Raw genomic sequence first — 18,804 nt, 5'->3', positions numbered from 1 at the left:
ATGTAACGCTAACGCTAACGCGAAGACAGAAGCGGGAAGCGCAGCGTCCAGCAAAGCCCGCCCAGGGGCGAGGTGCTGGCGGTGAGCGTCGCGCCGTGGGCGCCGGCCAGCGCGCTTGCAATCGAAAGCCCCAGGCCGCTGCCGCCGCTTGCGCGACTGCGCGAGCCCTCGACCCGGTAGAGTCGTTCGGTCAGCCGTGAAAGCTCGCTTTCCGGTACGCCCGGGGCGCTATCTTGCCATATCACCACGGCCTGGTGGGCCTCGACGGTCAAGCGAACGTCGAGCGACCCCGGGGCCACGGTGTAGGCGCAGCTGTTATCCAACAGGTTGCTCCAGAGCTGGCGCAGACGCTGCGGGTCGCCCAGCACCATGACGTTCGGGGCGATCTCGGTGGAAAGCGCAAGGCCGCTGTCCGCCAGCCAGCGGTCGGCATCCGAGAGCCGGCCCAACAGGCTGTCGCTGAGATCCATCGGCGACAGGTGAATATCGAGCGCGCCGGCGTCGCTTTGCGATAGCAGGCGAAGATCCGCCACCAGCCGCTCGAGCTGATCGACCTCCTGGGCGAGCGACCCCAGATTCTCCTGGTCGAGCGCTCGCACGCCGTCCTGCATCGCCTCGATCTCGCCGCGCAGCACGGCCAGCGGCGTGCGAAGCTCGTGGGCGGTGTCCGATACCCAGCGCGCCCGGGCGTTGCGGCTCGCCTCCAGCGTTTCGGCCAGCAGATTGAAGTCCTGGGCCAGCCGCGAGAGCTCGTCGCGTCCGCGCGCGCGCAGGCGGATGTGGTAGTCGCCTTCGGTGAGCCGGCGCGTGGCGCCGGCCAGCGCCCGGGTGCGCCCGCCGAGCCACCAGGAGAGCCCGCCGGCCAGCAGCAGCGAGGCGACCACCAACGACAGGACGATAACGATGAGGTTGCGCTGCTGGCGCTCCAGAAAACGGCTCTCCATGCGCTCCATGACCTGCTGGGGCGAGCGAAAGCCCAGCTCGCCGATACTCAAGCGCTCGCCGCCGCTGGCGCTTTCGCTGTAAAGCGTTAGCCAGTGCCAGTCGCTGGGCTCGCCCAGCGGGCGAGGGCGCACGACGAAGCGGCCCTCGGCGTCGCGCAGCGCGAAGTCTCGCGCTTCGCCCAAAGGAGAGGCGCGCTCCTCGCGCTCGCGGCCGAGCTCGAAGCGCACCACGCGAGGCCAGCGGTCCGGGGAGCGCTCGAGCCACGCCCAGTTTCGCTGGCCGTTCCAGCGGGTCACCAGGCCGTCGGCCAGTAGGGTCGCCCGGCGCTCCTGAGCCTGGGTCAGGTACTCGATGAAGCCCCGGTCGATGCTGTAGGAGACCGCCAGAAAGGTGCTGGCGGCGATCGCCACGTTGACACTCAGAATTACCGCGAACAGGCGCCACCCAAGACGCGACGGACGCCAGCGTGACAGCGTTTGAAGCCGGGTCATGATACGCCACCGCTTTGGTCGGGTTGTGGGGTTGGCTGCGGCGGGGCGCTCAGGCGCTCGCGCAGGTTTTCAAGCCCCAGGTACAGGCAGGGCACCAGAATGAGCAGAATGGCGGTGGCGAAGATCATCCCGAAGCCCAGCGAGATGGCCATGGGGATCATGAAGCGTGCCTGACGCGAGGTTTCCAGAATCATCGGCGCCAGCCCCAAAAAGGTGGTGAGCGTGGTCATCATGATCGGGCGAAGGCGCCGAGTGGCCGCGGCGACGATCGCCTCGCGCGCCGCCATACCCTCGCGGCGCTTGCGATTGGCGTAGTCGATCAGCACCAGCGCATCGTTGATGACCACCCCGGAGAGCGCCAGCATTCCCAGCAGGCTGATGATCGAGAGCCCAAAGCCCATGACCATATGGCCCGCCACCGCGCCGACCAGGCCAAAAGGAATGGCGGCCAGCACCAATAGCGGCTGCAGGTAGCTTCTAAACGGAATGGCGAGCAAGGCATAGAGCGCGGCGAGCATCAGCCACATGGCGGTTCTGAGCGTGGCGAGGTTGTCGGCGGTGTCCTGCTGGCGCCCGCCGAGGGCCACTTCGAGCCCCGGCCAGGTGTTGGTCAGCGTAGGGAACACGTCCTCCTGCAGCGTGGCGAGCATTTGGTTGATCGTCTGGTCGTTGTCGGAGTCGGCGGTCACGGTGATGATGCGTCGCCCGTCGATACGCGTCAGGCTGCTCGAGGCCTGGCTCAGGGTGATATCGGCCGCCCGCGACAGCGAAACGCTCAAGCCATCGGCGGTGCGCACCGGCAGGCGGTAGAGCTCGTTCAGACTCGCCCGGTCCTGCTCGGGCAGGCGCACCTCGACACTGACCTCCTGGCGGCCGATGAACTGCTCGACAGCGGTGGCGCCCTGCAGCGGGCCGCGTAGCGCCTGGGCCAGGTCGCTGCCGGTCAGGCCCAGCGCGCGACCCTCGGCGGACAGGCGCATTTCGAGCTGCGGCTTGCCGTCGCCCAGGCCGCTGTCGATATCGGTCAGGCCGTATTCGCCGAGCTGCTCGGCCAGGCGCGTGGCGGCGGCTTCCAGCACCTGGGTATCCGGGTGGGAAAGGCGCAGGCTGAGCGCGGCGCCGCTGCCCGGCCCGCCCACGTCCGAGGCGAAGCGCACCGACTGCGCGCCGACCAGATCGCCGCTCACGTCGCGCCAGCGCTCGGCGATGCGCGATGGCGGCCACTGATCGAGACTCTCGCTGGCGATATCCAGCGTTACTTCCAGACTTTCACCGTCCAGCCGGCTGCGGGTGCTGGCGAATGAAAGCGTCGGCTCCTCGGCGCTGAGCGTCTCGGCGGCGTCGATCAACTGCTGGCCGAGTTCGCGGCTGACGCTGATGTTACTGCCGATCGGCAGGGTCACGGTGGCGCGCACCTGGTCCGACTCGACCCGGGGCATCAGCGAAAAGCCGAGCCGTCCGCTCATCGCCCAGGCCAGCGCTACCACCAGCAGCGTAACCCCCAGGCTCACGCTCAGAAGTCGCTGATTCAGCGCGCGCTGCAAAAACGGCTCGAAGCGGCGGTAGGTAAACGCGTGCAGGCCCCCTTGCAAGGCGTGGCGAAGGCGCTCCAGCGGGCGCTGCCAAGCCGGCGTCTTGCGCGGCTTGTGGCTGTGGGCCAGGTGCGCTGGCAGGATGAACAGTGCCTCGGCCCAGGAGATCAGAAAGACCGTGACCACCACCACCGGTACGGTGGCGAAGATCATGCCCAAAAAGCCCGGCAAAAACAGCAGCGGCATGAACGCCACGATATTGGACAGAATGGCGAAGGTGAGCGGCACCGCGATCTCTTTGGCGCCCTTGACCGCCGCATCGCGCAGCGAATAGCCCTCTTCGCGGTAGCTGTAGATGTTCTCGCCCACCATGATCGCGTCATCCACGACGATGCCGAGGGCGATGATGAAGGCGAACATCGACATCATGTTCAGCGACACCCCGATCCAGGGCAGAAACAGCATCGCGCCCAAAAACGCGGTGGGAATGCCGAGCGTCACCCAGAACGCCAGGCGCGCCTCGAGAAACAGCGCCATGAGAATCATCACCAGCGCCAGGCCCATCCAGGCGTTCTTGAGCAGAAGCCCCAGGCGGTCCTCGTACACCTCGGAGCTGTCGCGGGCTACGTCCAGATGAATGTTCGGGGGAAGCCCGGCGCGCAGGCGCTCGAGCTCACCCTGCACCGCCTTCGAGACGCTGGTGGGGGTTTGATTGCCGACCTGGAAAACCTCGACGGAGAGGCCCTGCTGGCCGTTATAAAACTCCTCGCGGTCAGTTTCGGCAAAGCCTTCGCGCACCTGGGCGATCTGGCCAAGCGTTACCGGTGCGCCCTGGGCGGTGGTCAGAATCGGCAGGCGCGCGAACTCGGCGGCGCTTTGGCGCCGGCCCTGGTAGCGGATCAGCCACTCGCCTTCGGCAGTGGTGAGCTGGCCGCTGGCCAGATCCAGCGCTTCCTCGCCGATGCGCGCGGCAAGCGCCTGGTGGTCCAGCCCGTAACGCTCGATCGCCTCATCGTCCAGCAGCACCTGAATCTCACGGTCGCGGTTGCCGGAAAGCTCCGCCCGGGAGATGCCGCTATTGGCCTGAAGCTCGGCGCGCACGTTTTCGGCGGCGTCGTGCAGCGCGGAAAGGCTGGCATCGCCGTACACCTGCAAACTCACCACGCCGCGGGAGAAACCGGCCAGGCTAAAGCGCGGCGGGTCGGCGGCGTTGGGGAAGGTGGTGATCCCATTCACCGCCTGCTGAATCTCTTGGTAAACGCGCATCACCTCCACGCCGTCGATCAGCGTGGCCTGCACCACGCCGCTGCTTTCGTTGGCGGTCGCGGTCAGCTCGTCGATCCCTTCGACGTTTGAGATCGCCGCCTCGACCGGCAGTAAAAGGCTCTGCTCGATATCTTCCGGCGTGGCGCCGGGATAGCTGATGGTGACCTGCACGGTTTCGCTTTCGAAGTCGGGAAAGACCTCCTTCTTGATCGCAAGCGAGGCCATCAGGCCACCGACGATGAACAGCGCCATCAGCAGGTTCGGCGCGACGCCGTGATCCACCATCCAGGCAAGCGGGCCCTTGCTCGTCATGGGGCGTTCTCCTCATCCGGTTGGGTCGGTGCCTCAGTGGACGAGCGCGGGCGCACCTGTTGGCCGACGCGCGGCTGGGCAAGCCCGGCGGTGACCACGCGCTGACCCGGGCTGAGCCCGTCGCTCACCAGCGCCTGCTCTTCGCCGCGGTAGGCAAGCGTCACCGTCGAGCTCTGGAGCCGGTCGTCGTCATCGAGCCACCACACCACGTCGCCCGGGCGCAGCGCCGAGGAGGGCAGGGCGATCAACGCCTCGCGCGCGGTGGTGTGGTAGCGAAGGCGCACGACATCCCCCAGGCGCAGCGCCGGCCCGTTCTGGTCCAGTGCCAGCGGGTCGTCGACGGAGACGAGCAGCTGTGCCTGCAGGCCGTTCTCTTCGAGATTCGGCAGAATCGAGGTCAACTCACCTTCGCGGCTCTCCTCCGCCGGCCAGCTTTGGCTGGTGAGCGTGACGCGATCGCCGGGCTCGAGCCAGGCAAGCGTGTCGCCGGGAAGCGAGGCGCGCACCCAAAACTGTTCGACGCCGACCAGACTCAGCACCTCGGTGCCCAGGCTCAACAGGCTGCCGGCGCCGAGGGTGCGTTCGGCGACCATCGCCCGCCAGGGCGCGGTGAGCGTGGCGCGTTCCAGATTCAGGGCGGCCTGGTCGCGTAGCACCCGGGCCTGGGTCAGGGCGGCTTCGGCCTGGCGCTTTTGCGGTTCGCGCAGCACCAGCGCACGGCGCTCGGCGGTAAGCTCGCGGCCAAAGCGGGCGTAGTCGCCCTCGGCGCGCTGCTGCTCGGCGCGTTCGAGCGCAACGCCGGCTTCGGCGGTGGCGACCTGGGCCTGGGCATCCTGCAGCGCAAGTTCGAGATCCGCGCGGTCGATATAGGCAAGCGGGGCGCCTTCCTCTACGACTTCGCCGGGTACCACGCCTTCGGCAAAGCGTTCGAGCTCGCCGGCCACTCGGCTCGAGATCATGGTCGATTTCTCGGCCTCTACCCGACCAAAGCCTGAAAGTGATGGGGCCTGAACGCGGCGCTCGACGCTGATGACATCGACCAGCGGGGGCGATGCCGGCGGCGGCGGGCGGCGCTCGATACGCGGGGGCTGAGTGAGAATCCACCAGGCCAGGGCCAGGCCGCCGGCCAGAATCAAAAGCGCCGCGATGGCGCCCAAACGCACCCGGCCGCGCTGGCGGGCGGGCGTTTTATCAAGAAGGGTCATTACCGCACGTCATCCGTTGGCTGGAAGCTAAAAATGCTGGAAGATAAGCGTAGTATGCTAGCATCTACTCCAGTTAAGCAGTGATTAGGCAAGCAATGTGTAAAGAGCGTGCAACGTGACGCGCTGATAAAAACATCCGCATCTAACCACTCGATCCTAACAACTAGACCGGCTTCACGTTGATTGATTGCCTTGACCGACAGGCCTGGACGATATGAAAAACACCTCGACCCGCGACAAATTGATCGATACCGGTGCCGAGCTGATCGCTCAGCACGGCTACAACGCCACCGGCATCAACGCCGTGCTCAATTCCTGCGGAGTACCCAAGGGCTCGTTCTATCACTACTTCTCCAGTAAGGAGGATTTCGGGTTGGCGGTGATCGAGCGCTTCGCCGACGACTACGCCGTGGGTCTCAAGGCGCTATTGGAAGATGAAAGCGTGGCGCCGCTCGAGCGGCTTCAACGCTACTTCGCCCGCGGCCGGGACTACATGCAGACCTGCAACCACGAAACCGGTTGTTTGATCGGCAACCTGGGCCAGGAGCTTTCCGGCCAAAGCGATGTCTTTCGCGACGCGCTGAACACGGTCTTCCAGCGCTGGGAACAGCACTTCGTGGCTTGCCTTCAGGCCGCCCAGGCCCAGGGCGCGGTGAGCCCTCGGGCTGACGTCCTGGCGCTGGCCAGCTTCATTCTGAGCGGCTGGGAAGGGGCAATTTTGCGCGCCAAGACGCTCAAGTCGGTCACGCCCATGGAGCAGTTCGAGTCGATTCTGTTCGAATACGTGCTGATCGAACCCGTGGCGCGCCAGAGCGCCTGAAAGGCGGCTGGCGTCGCGCACGCGATCATCGCTTTACCCTATGCTCTAACTACGCTCTACCTACGCTCTACCTACGCACAAGGCGGCCCGCAGGCCGCCTTGTGCGTTCAACGTGGCGTATCAGGTGTTCAGAATCACGCCGCCGTTCAGGTGGAGGGTTTGGCCACTCATGTAGGACGAGTCTTCGCTTGCCAGATACACGTAGGCGGGGCCCATTTCGCTGGGCTGGCCGGCGCGCTTCATCGGCACCTGGCCGCCAAAGCTTTCGACCTTCTCCTCACTCATGCTGGCGGGAATCAGCGGCGTCCAGACCGGGCCCGGGGCTACGGCGTTGACCCGAATGCCGCGCTCCATCAGCGACATGGCCATCGAGCGCATCAGCCCCTGAATGGCGCCCTTGGTCGCGGTGTAATCGATCAGGGTGTCGTTGCCCTTGAAGGCGTTGATCGACGAGGTTTCGATGATGGTATCGCCTTCGCCGAGGTGCGGCAGGGCCGCCTTGATCATGTAGAAGTGGCTGAAGATGTTGGTCTGGAAAGTGCGCAAAAGCTGATCGTCGGGAATATCGGTGATATCGTCCCAGTCGTACTGCTCGGCGGCGTTATTGATCAGCACGTTGAGCTTGCCGTACTCATCGAGGGTCTTTTGAATGACCTCGCGGCAAAAGACCGGCTGGGCCACGTCGCCCTTGAGCACCAGGCAGCGCCGGCCCTCGGCTTCCACCAGGCGCTTTGTCTCTTCGGCGTCCTCATCCTCTTCCAGATGTACGATCACGCTGTCGGCGCCTTCGCGGGCAAAGTGTACGGCCACGGCGCGGCCGATGCCGCTGTCGCCGCCGGTGATGAGTGCTACCTTGTCCTTGAGCTTATCGGAGCCGCGATAGCTTGCGCGGATGTACTCCGGCGCCGGGTGCATGGCGTATTCGTCGCCGGGCTGTTTGTCCTGATGCTGCGGGGGCTGTTTCTGCTCGCTCATATTGATTCCTTCCTTTGTAACCGTTTCGACGCGGTGTATAGCGATGGCCGACCCGCTCCTGGGTCGCACCATCGTTTACCTTAGTCCAACGTTACGAAAGGGCCAAACCTGGCCACTTTTACGGTTTGCTTTAAGTGATTTTTACTTAACACTTTTTTAAAAAAAAGGATGGTCTACTTATATTTCAGGAAAACGCGTTTGTTTTTAAAAGAATTAGTTAAAGGGGTTTTTTAATAATCCTTGCGGCCGAGATTTCAAGTTTTTAAATTATTTTTAAATCATTGAAATATAAATATTTTGTTGGTTTTGGGAATAAGTGTCTGGAGTTTTTTGTAAAAGCGTTGTTTTAAAATTGACAGTTATTAACCCCCCGCTATAGTTCATAAGTGGTCTGTAAGAAGTTTTAAAAATAAGTAGTTAACTCATGTTATAAAAAGGATGGCGTTTATCAGCGCTAAAAGTTCATTTTGTTCACTACCCCGGCTGCAAACAATGCAACGCATGGAGGATGCAATTAATGAGCGATCAAGGAAAGTACTCCCACCCCGATGCCAGCGGCGCAAAAAGCGCTGACACCTCTCAGGAACACGATACTCTCGATACCGAACGGCTCAAAAGCCAGGGTAAAGAGGCCGCTCACGACCTTGGCGACGCCGCCCAGCACCAGGCCGAGCACTTCTATGAGCAGCAGCGCGAGCTGGTCGCCAAGCAAGCCGGCAAGTTCACGAAGGTTCTGAACCAGGCCGCAGACGAGTTCGAAAGCCAGCACCAGCCCTTTTTCTCGCAGCAGGCACGCAAGGCGGCAGCGCTTGCCGACGACTTCTCGAACCAGTTTCGCGACAAGGATCTCAAGCGCGTTTTCCACGACGTTCAGGGCTACAGCCGCCGCGAACCGGCAGTTTTCATTGGCGGCGCCATCGCCGCGGGCTTTCTCGTTGCCCGCTTTCTGCGAAGCTCGCAGCACCATGATTCCCAAGAGCGCGGTTCTCGTGGCAATGGTTCTCATGGCTATGGTTCACAAGGCTATGGTTCACAAGGCTATGGTTCACAAGGCTACGGTTCACAAGGCTACGGTTCGCAAGCATACGACGCCAGACGCCAGAACCCTCAAGACGACCCCCGCCATTATGGCGCTGAAGGCTTTGGGGCTGTGAATCGCGGCTCGGCTTCCGGTGGTCAGGGCGACTACCGCGAGCGCCATACGGACATGAACGCCGCCGGGTCGCGCTTTACCTCTCAGCACCCTTCGTCTCGTCCCCTGTCATCCTTCGATAACGACGGCCCTGTGCCTGGCGGCAGCAGCGCCGAGCGCGACCCGAGCGAGCCTTTTGATGCCAATGACGCGCGGCCGAGAATTACCCCCCGGCCCGGCGACGACCCGCTGCCCGGCGATCGCGACCCTTACCGCACACCGCGATAACCCTCCACGCGTTTAACGCTCAACGATTGGCCAGTACGAACGAGGCTTATATGGAAACGCAGCGCAATAGCACGACGCAGGGAGCGTCCGTTGGCTCGCTTTTAACGACGTTGACCCGCGAGGTAACCGACCTGGTTCGAGGCGAAGCCGAACTCGCCAAGGCCGAGGTATCGGAAAAGACCCATCAGGCCCTGACCGGCATCGCCGCAATCGCCGTGGCGGGCGCGGTGATCTTCGCCGGCTTTCTGGTGCTGCTGGCATCGGCGGTCGCCCTGCTCAACGAAATCCTGCCGCCGGACATGACCCCCTGGCTCTCCGCCGCCATCGTCGGCGTCGTGACCGCCGTTATCGGGTTGATCATGCTCAACGTGGGGCTCAACAAGATCAAGGCGCAGCGTTTGGCACCGCAGCGCACGCTAAAAAGTTTACAGCGGGACAAGGAGCTGGCCCAGGAGCACGAGCATAACGTCAAGGAGGCGTTGAAATGAGCGATCACAAGGATCACCGCACCCCCGAAGAGATCGAAAAGGACATTCAGCACTCCCGCGAGCGGCTCGACTCCACGCTTGGCGAGCTGGAGGAGCGCTTTTCACCCCAGCGGCTGTTCAACGCTTCCTACGACTACCTTCGTCACGGCGGCGCCAACGAGTTCTTCACTAATCTGGGTACGACCATCAAGGAGAACCCGGTTCCGTTTCTGGTCACCGGGGCAGGGCTTGGCTGGCTGTTGACCGCCCAGCGCAGCGGCGCTCAGCGCGATGACCGCCACTACGCCAATTCCGAAGCCTACCCGCACAGCGGCCCGCAAGGGCGCTTCGATTCGCGCATGAACCCTCCGCCGATGTCGCAGCCGTTCTCCAATCGGGTGGACCGCCCTGCCGGTGAGTACGCCGATGCCTTGACGGGCGGCGCGCGCCCGGCGGGTCTTGAAGGCGGCGCCCCGTTTGACCACCCCGAGCGCAGCGCCTTTTCGCATCCGCCGGCGTTCGATGACAGCGACCCGAATACCGGTTTCGACCAGGGCGCGGGCATGAACTCGGGCATGAAGGAGCGCGTCGTCGGCGGCGCCCGCCACATGGGCCACAGTGCCAGTGACGCCGTCCACCATATCAGCGAACGGGCTCACCACATGGGAGGCAACATGCGCGACACGACCTCAGGCTTGTACCGCTCCACCCAGCACGGGATGCACGACGCCGGGCAGTGGGCCAGAGACGCCGGCCGCCACTCGTCGGACTTCATTCAGGAGCACCCGCTGGTTGCCGGGGCACTGGGGTTTGCCATTGGCGCCGCGCTTGGCGGGCTTCTACCCTCAACACGGCGGGAAGACGCTTATATGGGCGAATATCGCGACCGCCTGATGGGCGAGGCCGCCGAGATGGGCCATCAGCAGGCCGATAAGATGCAGCACTCTCTTCACGAAAGGACCGAGAAGATGAAAAACGAAACCGACAAGGACCAGCAACAGAAAGACCAGCACGAGAAAGACTCGCATCAAAACGAGCATCAGGAGCACGACACGCGCCATACGCCGAGCGACACCGACAGCGAGCACATGCGCTACTCCGACGAGGCGATGCCGGGGCACAACGCCGCCTCGGGCCAGAGCGGCAACCCGGGCAAGCAGCCGACGCCCCACGACAAGGACAAGAGCAAGAAAGAGCACGGCCTGGCCGACTCCGACACGCCCTCCGGCAACACCCAGGGCGACGACACGCTCGAGCCGCCCAAGCGTTAAACGGGGTGTGAACGCTCGTTAGCGCTCCTATGAAACATTAGGCAAGACATGCTGATAGCGCCCGGCCACCGCCGGGCGCTATTTTTTGTGGCGGCGTTTGACCTCCACGCTCAGGCGGCCTTCTCCCAAACGCAGCGACAGCGTCTGGCCCGGCGCGGTGTCCTCGGCGCGGCGCACCACCTGGCCGGCGCTGTCCTGAGCGATGGCGTAGCCTCGGCCCAGTACGGCCAGCGGGCTCACTGCGTTGAGCTCGCGGGCAACGCTCGAAAGCCTTGCGCGGCGCGCCTCCAGCGTGCGCGCCACCGCGCTTTTCAGGCGACGGTCGAGCTGGGCCAGGCGCGCCTGCTCAGCCTGCTGTAGCCTTGCCATGTCCTGGCTTGCCAGCCGTTTGGCGAGCTGCGCGGTACGGCTCTGCTGCTGGCCAAGCATCTGGTTCATGGCACGCTGCAGGCGCTGGAAAAGTGTTTCGACGTGTTGCCGGCGCTGCGCGAGCTGCTCGCCGGGATGTTTGAGCCGGGCGCGCAGGTGATCCAGCCGCTGGCTTTCACGCTGAAGGCTGGCCCGAACGGCGCGGGTCAGGCGCGCCTCGCTTTGGCCCAGCGCCTGCAAAAGCGCCCGTCCATCCGGCACCAGCCGCTCCGCTGCCGCCGAGGGCGTGGGCGCGCGCACATCGGCGGCGAAGTCGGCAAGCGTCGTATCCACCTCGTGGCCCACGGCGGACATCACCGGCAGGCGGGAGTTGAAAATCGCCCGCGCCAGGTGTTCGTTGTTGAACGCCCACAGGTCTTCCAGGCTCCCACCGCCGCGGGTGATCAGCACGGCGTCACGCGCCGGGTCGAGCTGCTTTTGCCGGTTGAGCAGCGCCAGCGCCGAAATCATCGCAGGCGCCGCCTCTGCCCCCTGTACCGGCACGGGGATCAACGTTACGTCCGCCAGCGGCCAGCGCGCGTTGAGAACCGCCAGCACGTCGCGAATCGCCGCGCCGCTGGCCGAGCTCAGAATCAAAAGCTTGCGTGGCGGGTAGGGCAGGGGGCGGGCGTTGACGAACACGCCTTCACCGTCGAGCTGCGCTTTCAGCCGCTCGAAGGCCGCCAACAGCTCACCCAGCCCCGCCGCCTGCACCGCCTCGGCGATCAGCTGGTAGTCGCCGCGCGGCTCGAACAGCGACACCTTGCCTCTGAGCTTCACCTGGTCGCCGTCGCGCATCGGCGCGGCCACGAACCGCGCCCGCTGGCGAAACAGCGCGCAGCGCACTTGGGCGCGGTCGTCCTTCAACGTGAAGTAGATATGCCCAGAGGCGGGTTTGGAGACGTTGGAAAGCTCGCCTTCTACCCACACTTCGCCCATGTCGCGCTCGAGCGCCTGGCGCGAGCGTTTATTGAGGTCGCTGACGGAAAGGGCGGTAGGCGGTTGAGCACTCATGAAGGCGTTTCCAGATCGATTCGGGAATTCATACATCAGGCCACGTAACATAGCGCATTTGTCGCGCACCGGCACTTGTGCGGCAGTACCGGCTACCAGGAGACGATCACTGCATTGGCAAACGCCACGGTATCGTGTCGGATGCCTCGATCAACTACTGGATGGAGGCAGCCGCGTAGCGAGTTCAGCACCTGTGGCGGCACTGCTTGTTCGAAATTAGCCATCGCGCGAGCGCTCCTCCACATTGATGATGCATCCCCGAAAACGCTATAATGGTCGATTAATTTTCCTCGCCCCATCTTCCCACTGTTCAATGGGTGTTGCCGCTATGCTACGTATGGCCCAAGAAGCGCTTACGTTCGATGACGTTCTCCTCGTTCCCGGCTTCTCCGACGTTCTTCCCAAGGATGTCAGCCTCAAAACCCGCCTGACCCGCAATATCACGCTCAACATTCCGCTGGTTTCCGCCGCCATGGACACGGTGACCGAAGCGCGGCTGGCAATTGCGATGGCCCAGGAAGGCGGCATCGGTATCATCCACAAGAACATGAGCATCGCGCAGCAGTCCGCGGAAGTGCGCAAGGTCAAAAAGCACGAAAGCGTGATCGTGAAGGACCCGGTCACCGTCAGCCCCAACGCCAAGCTCGAAGACCTGCTCAACATGGCGAACGAGTTCGGCTTCTCCGGCTTCCCGGTGGTCGAAGGCGAAACGCTGGTGGGTATCGTCACCGAGCGTGACATGCGCTTTCAGCCCAACGTGGGCGACAGCGTCGCCGACATCATGACCCCGCGCGAGCGCCTGGTTACCGTATCCGAGGGCACCGATCTCGAAACCAGCAAGGCCAAGATGCGCGAGCACCGCATCGAGAAGATGCTGATCGTCGATGACGCCTTCCACCTGCGTGGCCTGGTCACCTTCCAGGACATCGAGAAGGCACGCACCTACCCGAACGCCGCGAAAGACAGCGACGGCCGCCTGCTGGTCGGCGCCGCCGTCGGTACTGGCCCGGAAACCGCCGATCGCATTACCGCACTGGCCGAAGCCGGCGTGGACGTGGTGATCGTCGATACCGCCCACGGCCACTCCCAGGGCGTGATCGACCGCATCCGCTGGGTGAAAGAGCACTTCCCCGAGATTCAGGTGATCGGCGGCAACATCGCCACCGCCGCCGCCGCACGCGCGCTGGCCGAAGCCGGCGCCGACGGCGTGAAAGTGGGTATCGGCCCAGGTTCGATCTGCACCACGCGCATCGTCGCCGGTGTGGGCGTGCCGCAGATCACCGCCGTTTCCAACGTCGCCGCCGCGCTCAAGGAGTTCGATATTCCGCTGATCGCCGACGGCGGCGTGCGCTTCTCCGGTGACCTGGCCAAGGCGATTGCCGCCGGCGCCAGCGCGGTCATGGTGGGTGGCCTCCTGGCCGGTACCGAGGAAGCCCCGGGCGAGGTCGAGCTCTACCAGGGCCGTACCTACAAGGCCTACCGCGGCATGGGCTCCATGGGCGCGATGTCGCAAAGCCAAGGCAGTGCGGATCGCTACTTCCAGGACAAGAGCGCCGGTGCCGAGAAGCTGGTGCCGGAAGGCATCGAAGGCCGCGTGCCCTACAAGGGCCTGATGAGCGCCATCGTGCACCAGATGATGGGCGGGCTGCGTGCCTCCATGGGCTACACCGGCTGCCACAACGTCGAAGAGATGCGCACCAAGCCGGAGTTCGTGCAGATCACCGGCGCCGGCTTCAACGAGTCGCACGTGCACGACGTGCAGATCACCAAGGAAGCCCCCAATTACCGGGTGAGCTAACCCCGGGGATCAGTATTGATGCGGCGGGCCTTGGCCCGTCGCTTGCTTTTAGAGCCTTATCAAAGCCTTCGCGGCCGCGCTTACACTGCTTGAGAGATACCGCCATGACCGACATTCACGCCCACAAGATTCTGATCCTCGATTTCGGCTCCCAGTACACCCAGCTGATCGCCCGCCGCGTGCGCGAAATCGGCGTCTATTCCGAAGTGCGCGCCTTCGATATCACCGAAGAGGAGATCCGCGAGTACAACCCCAACGGCATCATCCTCGCCGGCGGCCCGGAATCCGTGACCGAGCTCGAATCCCCGCGCGCCCCGGCGTGCGTGTTCGAAATGGGCCTTCCGATCTTCGGCATTTGCTACGGCATGCAGACCATGGCCGAGCAGCTTGGCGGCAAGGTGGAAGGCTCGCAAAAGCGCGAGTTCGGCTACGCCCAGATCCAGATCGACTCGGACAACGCCCTGTTCAACGGCATCAAGGATCACGTGGACGCTGAATCCGGCAAGGCGCTTCTGGACGTATGGATGAGCCACGGCGACAAGGTGGCCCAGGCCCCTGCCGAGTTCACCGTGACCGCCTCGACCCCGAGCTGCCCGATCGCCGCCATGGTGTGGGAAGAGAAGCAGTTCTATGGCGTGCAGTTCCACCCGGAAGTGACCCACACGCTGCAGGGCCAGCGCATCCTCGAGCACTTCGTGCTGGATATCTGTAAGTCTGAAAAGCTCTGGACGCCGGCGCAGATCATCGAAGACCAGGTGCAGCGCGTACGCGAGCAGGTGGGCGACCGCCACGTGCTGCTCGGCCTCTCCGGCGGTGTGGACTCTTCCGTGGTCGCGGCACTTCTCCACAAGGCGATTGGCGACCAGCTCACCTGCGTGTTCGTCGACAACGGCCTGCTGCGCAAGGACGAAGGCAACCAGGTAATGGAAACCTTCGCCAGCCACATGGGCGTGAAGGTGATCCGCGTCGACGCCGAGGACCTGTTCCTCGATAAGCTCAAGGGCGAAAACGACCCGGAAGCCAAGCGCAAGATCATCGGCAACACCTTCATCGACGTGTTCGACGACGAGGCCAGCAAGATCGAAGGCGTCGAGTTTCTGGCCCAGGGCACCATCTACCCGGATGTGATCGAATCTGCTGCTTCTAAAACCGGCAAGGCGCACGTGATCAAATCCCACCACAACGTGGGTGGGCTTCCGGAAACCATGAAGCTCAAGCTCGTCGAGCCGCTGCGCGAACTGTTCAAGGACGAAGTGCGCAAACTCGGCCTCGAACTCGGCTTGCCCTACGACATGGTCTACCGCCACCCCTTCCCGGGGCCGGGCCTGGGCGTGCGGATTCTGGGCGAAGTGAAGAAAGAGTACGCCGACATCCTGCGTGAAGCCGACGCCATCTTCATCGAAGAACTGCGCGCCTCCGGCTGGTACGAGAAAACCAGCCAGGCCTTCGCCGTGTTCCTGCCGGTCAAGTCCGTCGGCGTGGTCGGCGACGGCCGCCGCTACGAATGGGTCATCGCGCTACGCGCCGTCGAAACCATCGACTTCATGACCGCCCGCTGGGCGCACCTGCCGTATGAGCTGCTGGAGAAGGTGTCCAACCGGGTGATCAATGAGCTGGAAGGGGTTTCGCGGGTGACTTATGATGTTTCTAGTAAGCCGCCCGCTACTATTGAGTGGGAGTAACTAGGCGAGAAGGCTATTTAAGCCCGCATTAAAGCGGGCTTATTAATATTGCATCATATGTAATTTTTGGTATGTTATTTGATAATTATTAAGAATTAAAATAGATGGAGATATTTTGTGACTTTAGAGACTTATAGTTATGCTTTTTTTCTAGAAGCAGGTAAAAGAATAACAGCTCCAATAATTGATAATATTGCTGATCGAGTTTCTAAAAAGAGTGCTCGTTTAATTAATCAACGAAAGTTTATTAAAGCATCAGAGCACTTTCTTGCAACTTCCTATCAAAAATGTTCTTGTGTCAATACTATAGTTTATCCTGGTGAGTTTAAGAAAATAGAAGATATCTATGTTCCTTTAACAATTAACTCGGAAGAGGGTGGCGAAAGCTACAAAGTTGACGACGTTATAGATATATTTCACCATAATAATAAAGTCTTGATAAAAGATAGTGCTGGCATGGGTAAGACTACTATTTCTAAAAGAGTTTTCCTGAACTTGGTGCTTCAGAGAAAATATACTCCAATTTTTGTTGAATTACGTAACCTTAAAGATGAGAGCATTCTTGGTCAAATTCTAAAGATGTTCGGTTTGAACGAAAGTGATATCGATGAAAATTTTATTAAAAATTTAGGATTCGCATTTATTTTTGATGGGTTAGATGAGGTTCCACATAAAGATAAGCAAAGTATTGCTAAAAAAATATTAGAGTTTTCAGAAAGATTTAGTGAGGAGAAAATTCTAATTACTTCTCGAGACGAAGATGTAGCTAATATTTTTTACTCGTTTTCATCCTTTAATGTACGTCCTCTTGAAAAAAATGAAAGTTATGAAGTTATTAAGAGAATTTCAAAAGACCCTGAGATAGCTGAGCGTTTAATACAGGAAATAAAGCAAAAAAAGGATAGTACTATTGATGAGTTTTTAACTACACCACTTTACGTTTGTCTCCTTTTCAGTGTTTATCGTCATAGGTCGAAAATACCGAACCAAAAGCACATATTTTACGCCAATGTATATGATGCACTTTTCAATCATCATGATGCTACTAGTAAAGGAGGTTTTTTTAGAGAAAAGTATTCGGGTTTAGACTCATCTAATTTTGAAGTTGTTTTAAGAAGATTAGCCTTCTACTGTTTGAGAAAAGGTAAAGTTGAATTCTCGATGCATGAGTTAAGAACTAAAATTCATGAAATAGTGGAAAAGATCGACTTTATATCTTGCTCCTCGCAAAGTTATTTAAAAGATTTGACGGAAACTGTGCCATTGTTTCAAAAAGAAGGTCAGTCAGTGCGATGGTCACATAAATCTTTAATGGAGTATTTTGCGGCATCATTTGTATATAGGGATACAAAAGATAAGAATAGAGAGTTACTCCTTTCTTTATATAGAGAAAGTGCGTCAGGTGAGTTGGATAATTTTTTTGACATATACTCCAATGAAGATACAGAAGGGTTTAAAAGGACAATAGTTAAAGAAGTATTATCTGATTTTATTATATATTTTGAGGGTGATGAATATGCGTTGTTGCCAAAGTCTATTCCTAAAGAAAGTCTGGAGATTAGAAAATCTTTAACATTTGATTCTGAGATAGAGTTTTTTATTTTTGGGGATAGTAACTCTGGAAAGCTGGCTTTCTCTAGATTTATAAATAAAGTTTTTAGTAATAATGGCGATGATGCTAAGTTTTTGAGCTCTCTAAAAATTGTTTCGATCGAAACTGATGATGAAAATGAGCGTATAACTGCGGCAGTGAATATCATAGGTGGTGAAGGCCTAAATATTCTTCCTATTGTTAGAAAGGTTTGTCCAAATGTTTTTTATAAAAGCGATAATCTATTAGATGGAGAAAGCAAGAGAAAAGATTTCTTGGAGAATTTTTCTACAGATAAAATTTATAAGGTAAATAATAAGAAGAGATCAGATTGTAATTTGGTGAAAAACTTTAATGCTGTTAACGAGTTTTTGTTAATTAATATTCCATATATTATTAATCATGAGATGGCGTGCAAAGAAGTATCGCTTATTGAGGAGTCAAAGAGTTCTTTAGATAGCTGGATTGATGACCTGATCTAGTTTTTTGCATTATTGTTTAAACGTAACTTCTTGCCGGTGTGGTTTGCAAGTCATAGCGTAAAAGTAAGCCAAGTCGCGTTTTATATTATGGGGCCGGGCAAACATTAAAATTTGCCCGTATTATGATTGATTCATGAGCCAAATAAAGGTAACAATTGGCTCATCGATATCTTTGTGGACTTAGTGCGGGTTGTTCGATAATCGCATCGCTATCGTCCGCGAGCATCATCGCTTTGCTCGTCCTTAGTTCATGCATTTTATTCGTAAGCGCTCAATGAATGGAGTGATAGACCGTACTGTCTAGCGTTAAGCGTAGCGGTGGCATTGCAATGTCGGCAGCTTCAATGATGCCATTAACGGTTTTCAGTGCATCGCTATTAATGATGAACGCGCCCGTGGCCAGCGCGTAGCGAAGCTCACCGACTAATGTAACTTCATATTCGTGTATCGACTCGGTGTGATTCAGCACGTCCCCCAAAAGAGGTGGTTGTGGGGCCGAGTTCGGAAAATAAAATCGATGCCCTAGAGCGCGGTTTCCTGCGCGATGGATTCGACGCACTTTTCAATATCCCAGTTGGTGCCGTGGTAGAAGCTGAATTAATCTTGTTAGCGGGTCAATCATTGCGGCATTTTGCAACAGTTAGTTAAAAGTTGTTTCCGTAACCGCTTGAGTAATGTTTGCTCGCTTTCTTTGCGCGCTAAAGGGCCTAGCGTAGCGAGTTCACGGCCAATACGTTCAGCATGTGTTCCGCAGGTTCAAACCCTTGCTTTACGAATTAGCGGAGCTGAAAGTCTAGCGCGCGGGCCAGCGCTTTGAGGTGCAAGCGCTCTATGTGGCCGGGGCGATCCTCACTATTGAGGCTCAGCGCAAAACAGTTTGAAAGGCCGCTGTAATGGGTCGTGCTCATCAAGATGTAGAAGGACACTAATCGAGGGCCTTCCTAGGTATAGAGGAAGGCAAGGTTCTTAGCGTGGCTGTCGTTGCTGCCGATTAATAGGTTGAAGAAGAGCCAGCCGATTAACCGCTGCAGGTCTTTAGCCGGTGCGTCTTTTTGCTTCAAAAGGTTACGGTAGAGGATCAGTCCGGTGTCGTTCAGCTAAGCATGCAATAGCCGGGATGAAACT

The 18,804-nt window shown here is 59.3% G+C and carries 13 protein-coding genes; 7 read left to right on the top strand and 6 right to left on the bottom strand.

The window, feature by feature from the left end; all coding sequences use genetic code 11:
- Positions 1–14 precede the first annotated feature (14 nt).
- Genes RN346_RS13570 through RN346_RS13560 form a run of 3 tightly spaced genes read right to left on the bottom strand, consistent with a single transcriptional unit; the run spans position 15 to position 5,751 of the window.
- Positions 15–1,436, bottom strand: a complete 1,422-nt coding sequence (locus RN346_RS13570) for an ATP-binding protein (RefSeq protein WP_311961423.1) — start codon at positions 1,434–1,436, stop codon at positions 15–17.
- The gene (locus tag RN346_RS13565; RefSeq protein ID WP_311961422.1) at positions 1,433–4,546 is read right to left on the bottom strand and encodes an efflux RND transporter permease subunit; all 3,114 of its coding nucleotides are present in this window, start codon (positions 4,544–4,546) and stop codon (positions 1,433–1,435) included. Before RN346_RS13565 ends, RN346_RS13570 begins: the two co-directional genes overlap by 4 nt.
- Positions 4,543–5,751 carry an efflux RND transporter periplasmic adaptor subunit gene (locus tag RN346_RS13560; RefSeq protein ID WP_311961421.1) on the bottom strand — a complete coding sequence of 403 codons (1,209 nt, stop codon included), beginning with the start codon at positions 5,749–5,751 and terminating at the stop codon, positions 4,543–4,545. The genes RN346_RS13565 and RN346_RS13560 overlap by 4 nt, the downstream gene beginning before the upstream one ends.
- Before the next feature lie 214 nt (positions 5,752–5,965).
- On the opposite strand from RN346_RS13560, the gene RN346_RS13555 reads away from it, so the two are divergent.
- Positions 5,966–6,571 carry a TetR family transcriptional regulator C-terminal domain-containing protein gene (locus RN346_RS13555; protein WP_311961420.1) on the top strand — a complete coding sequence of 202 codons (606 nt, stop codon included), beginning with the start codon at positions 5,966–5,968 and terminating at the stop codon, positions 6,569–6,571.
- Positions 6,572–6,691: 120 nt separating this feature from the next.
- Here the strand turns inward: RN346_RS13555 and RN346_RS13550 are convergent, their stop codons facing one another.
- The gene (locus tag RN346_RS13550) at positions 6,692–7,546 is read right to left on the bottom strand and encodes an SDR family oxidoreductase (protein WP_311961419.1); all 855 of its coding nucleotides are present in this window, start codon (positions 7,544–7,546) and stop codon (positions 6,692–6,694) included.
- 517 nt (positions 7,547–8,063) lie between these two features.
- On the opposite strand from RN346_RS13550, the gene RN346_RS13545 reads away from it, so the two are divergent.
- The 3 genes from RN346_RS13545 to RN346_RS13535 are packed head-to-tail and all read left to right on the top strand — an operon-like array spanning position 8,064 to position 10,704.
- Positions 8,064–8,966, top strand: coding sequence for a hypothetical protein (locus tag RN346_RS13545; protein WP_311961418.1), 903 nt, complete (start codon positions 8,064–8,066; stop codon positions 8,964–8,966).
- A 50-nt stretch (positions 8,967–9,016) separates the two neighbouring features.
- Positions 9,017–9,454: a phage holin family protein gene (locus RN346_RS13540; protein ID WP_263586294.1), complete on the top strand. Its 438-nt coding sequence runs from the start codon at positions 9,017–9,019 to the stop codon at positions 9,452–9,454.
- Positions 9,451–10,704: a DUF3618 domain-containing protein gene (locus RN346_RS13535; RefSeq protein ID WP_311961417.1), complete on the top strand. Its 1,254-nt coding sequence runs from the start codon at positions 9,451–9,453 to the stop codon at positions 10,702–10,704. The genes RN346_RS13540 and RN346_RS13535 overlap by 4 nt, the downstream gene beginning before the upstream one ends.
- Before the next feature lie 78 nt (positions 10,705–10,782).
- On the opposite strand, the gene xseA is transcribed toward RN346_RS13535, so the two are convergent.
- Complete coding sequence (xseA, locus tag RN346_RS13530; RefSeq protein WP_311961416.1) at positions 10,783–12,126, bottom strand: exodeoxyribonuclease VII large subunit; 1,344 nt, start codon at positions 12,124–12,126, stop codon at positions 10,783–10,785.
- A gap of 328 nt (positions 12,127–12,454) precedes the next feature.
- Between xseA and guaB the strand changes: the two genes are divergently transcribed.
- The 3 genes from guaB to RN346_RS13515 all read left to right on the top strand — a co-directional run bounded on the left by guaB (position 12,455) and on the right by RN346_RS13515 (position 17,679).
- Positions 12,455–13,924, top strand: a complete 1,470-nt coding sequence (gene guaB, locus RN346_RS13525) for an IMP dehydrogenase (protein ID WP_263586308.1) — start codon at positions 12,455–12,457, stop codon at positions 13,922–13,924.
- 104 nt (positions 13,925–14,028) lie between these two features.
- Complete coding sequence (gene guaA / locus RN346_RS13520; RefSeq protein WP_311961415.1) at positions 14,029–15,606, top strand: glutamine-hydrolyzing GMP synthase; 1,578 nt, start codon at positions 14,029–14,031, stop codon at positions 15,604–15,606.
- Positions 15,607–15,723: 117 nt separating this feature from the next.
- Entirely contained in the window at positions 15,724–17,679 is a 1,956-nt protein-coding gene (locus RN346_RS13515) for an NB-ARC domain-containing protein (RefSeq protein ID WP_311961414.1), read from the top strand.
- A gap of 941 nt (positions 17,680–18,620) precedes the next feature.
- On the opposite strand, the gene RN346_RS17070 is transcribed toward RN346_RS13515, so the two are convergent.
- A complete protein-coding gene (locus RN346_RS17070) occupies positions 18,621–18,740 on the bottom strand; it encodes a HipA domain-containing protein (protein WP_409335766.1) in 120 nt (39 codons plus the stop codon).
- Positions 18,741–18,804: the final 64 nt, after the last annotated feature.

The sequence above is a fragment of the Halomonas sp. PAMB 3232 genome (genome assembly GCF_031954225.1).
Lineage (GTDB): Bacteria > Pseudomonadota > Gammaproteobacteria > Pseudomonadales > Halomonadaceae > Vreelandella.
This window is presented reverse-complemented; position numbering and strand designations above follow the sequence as displayed.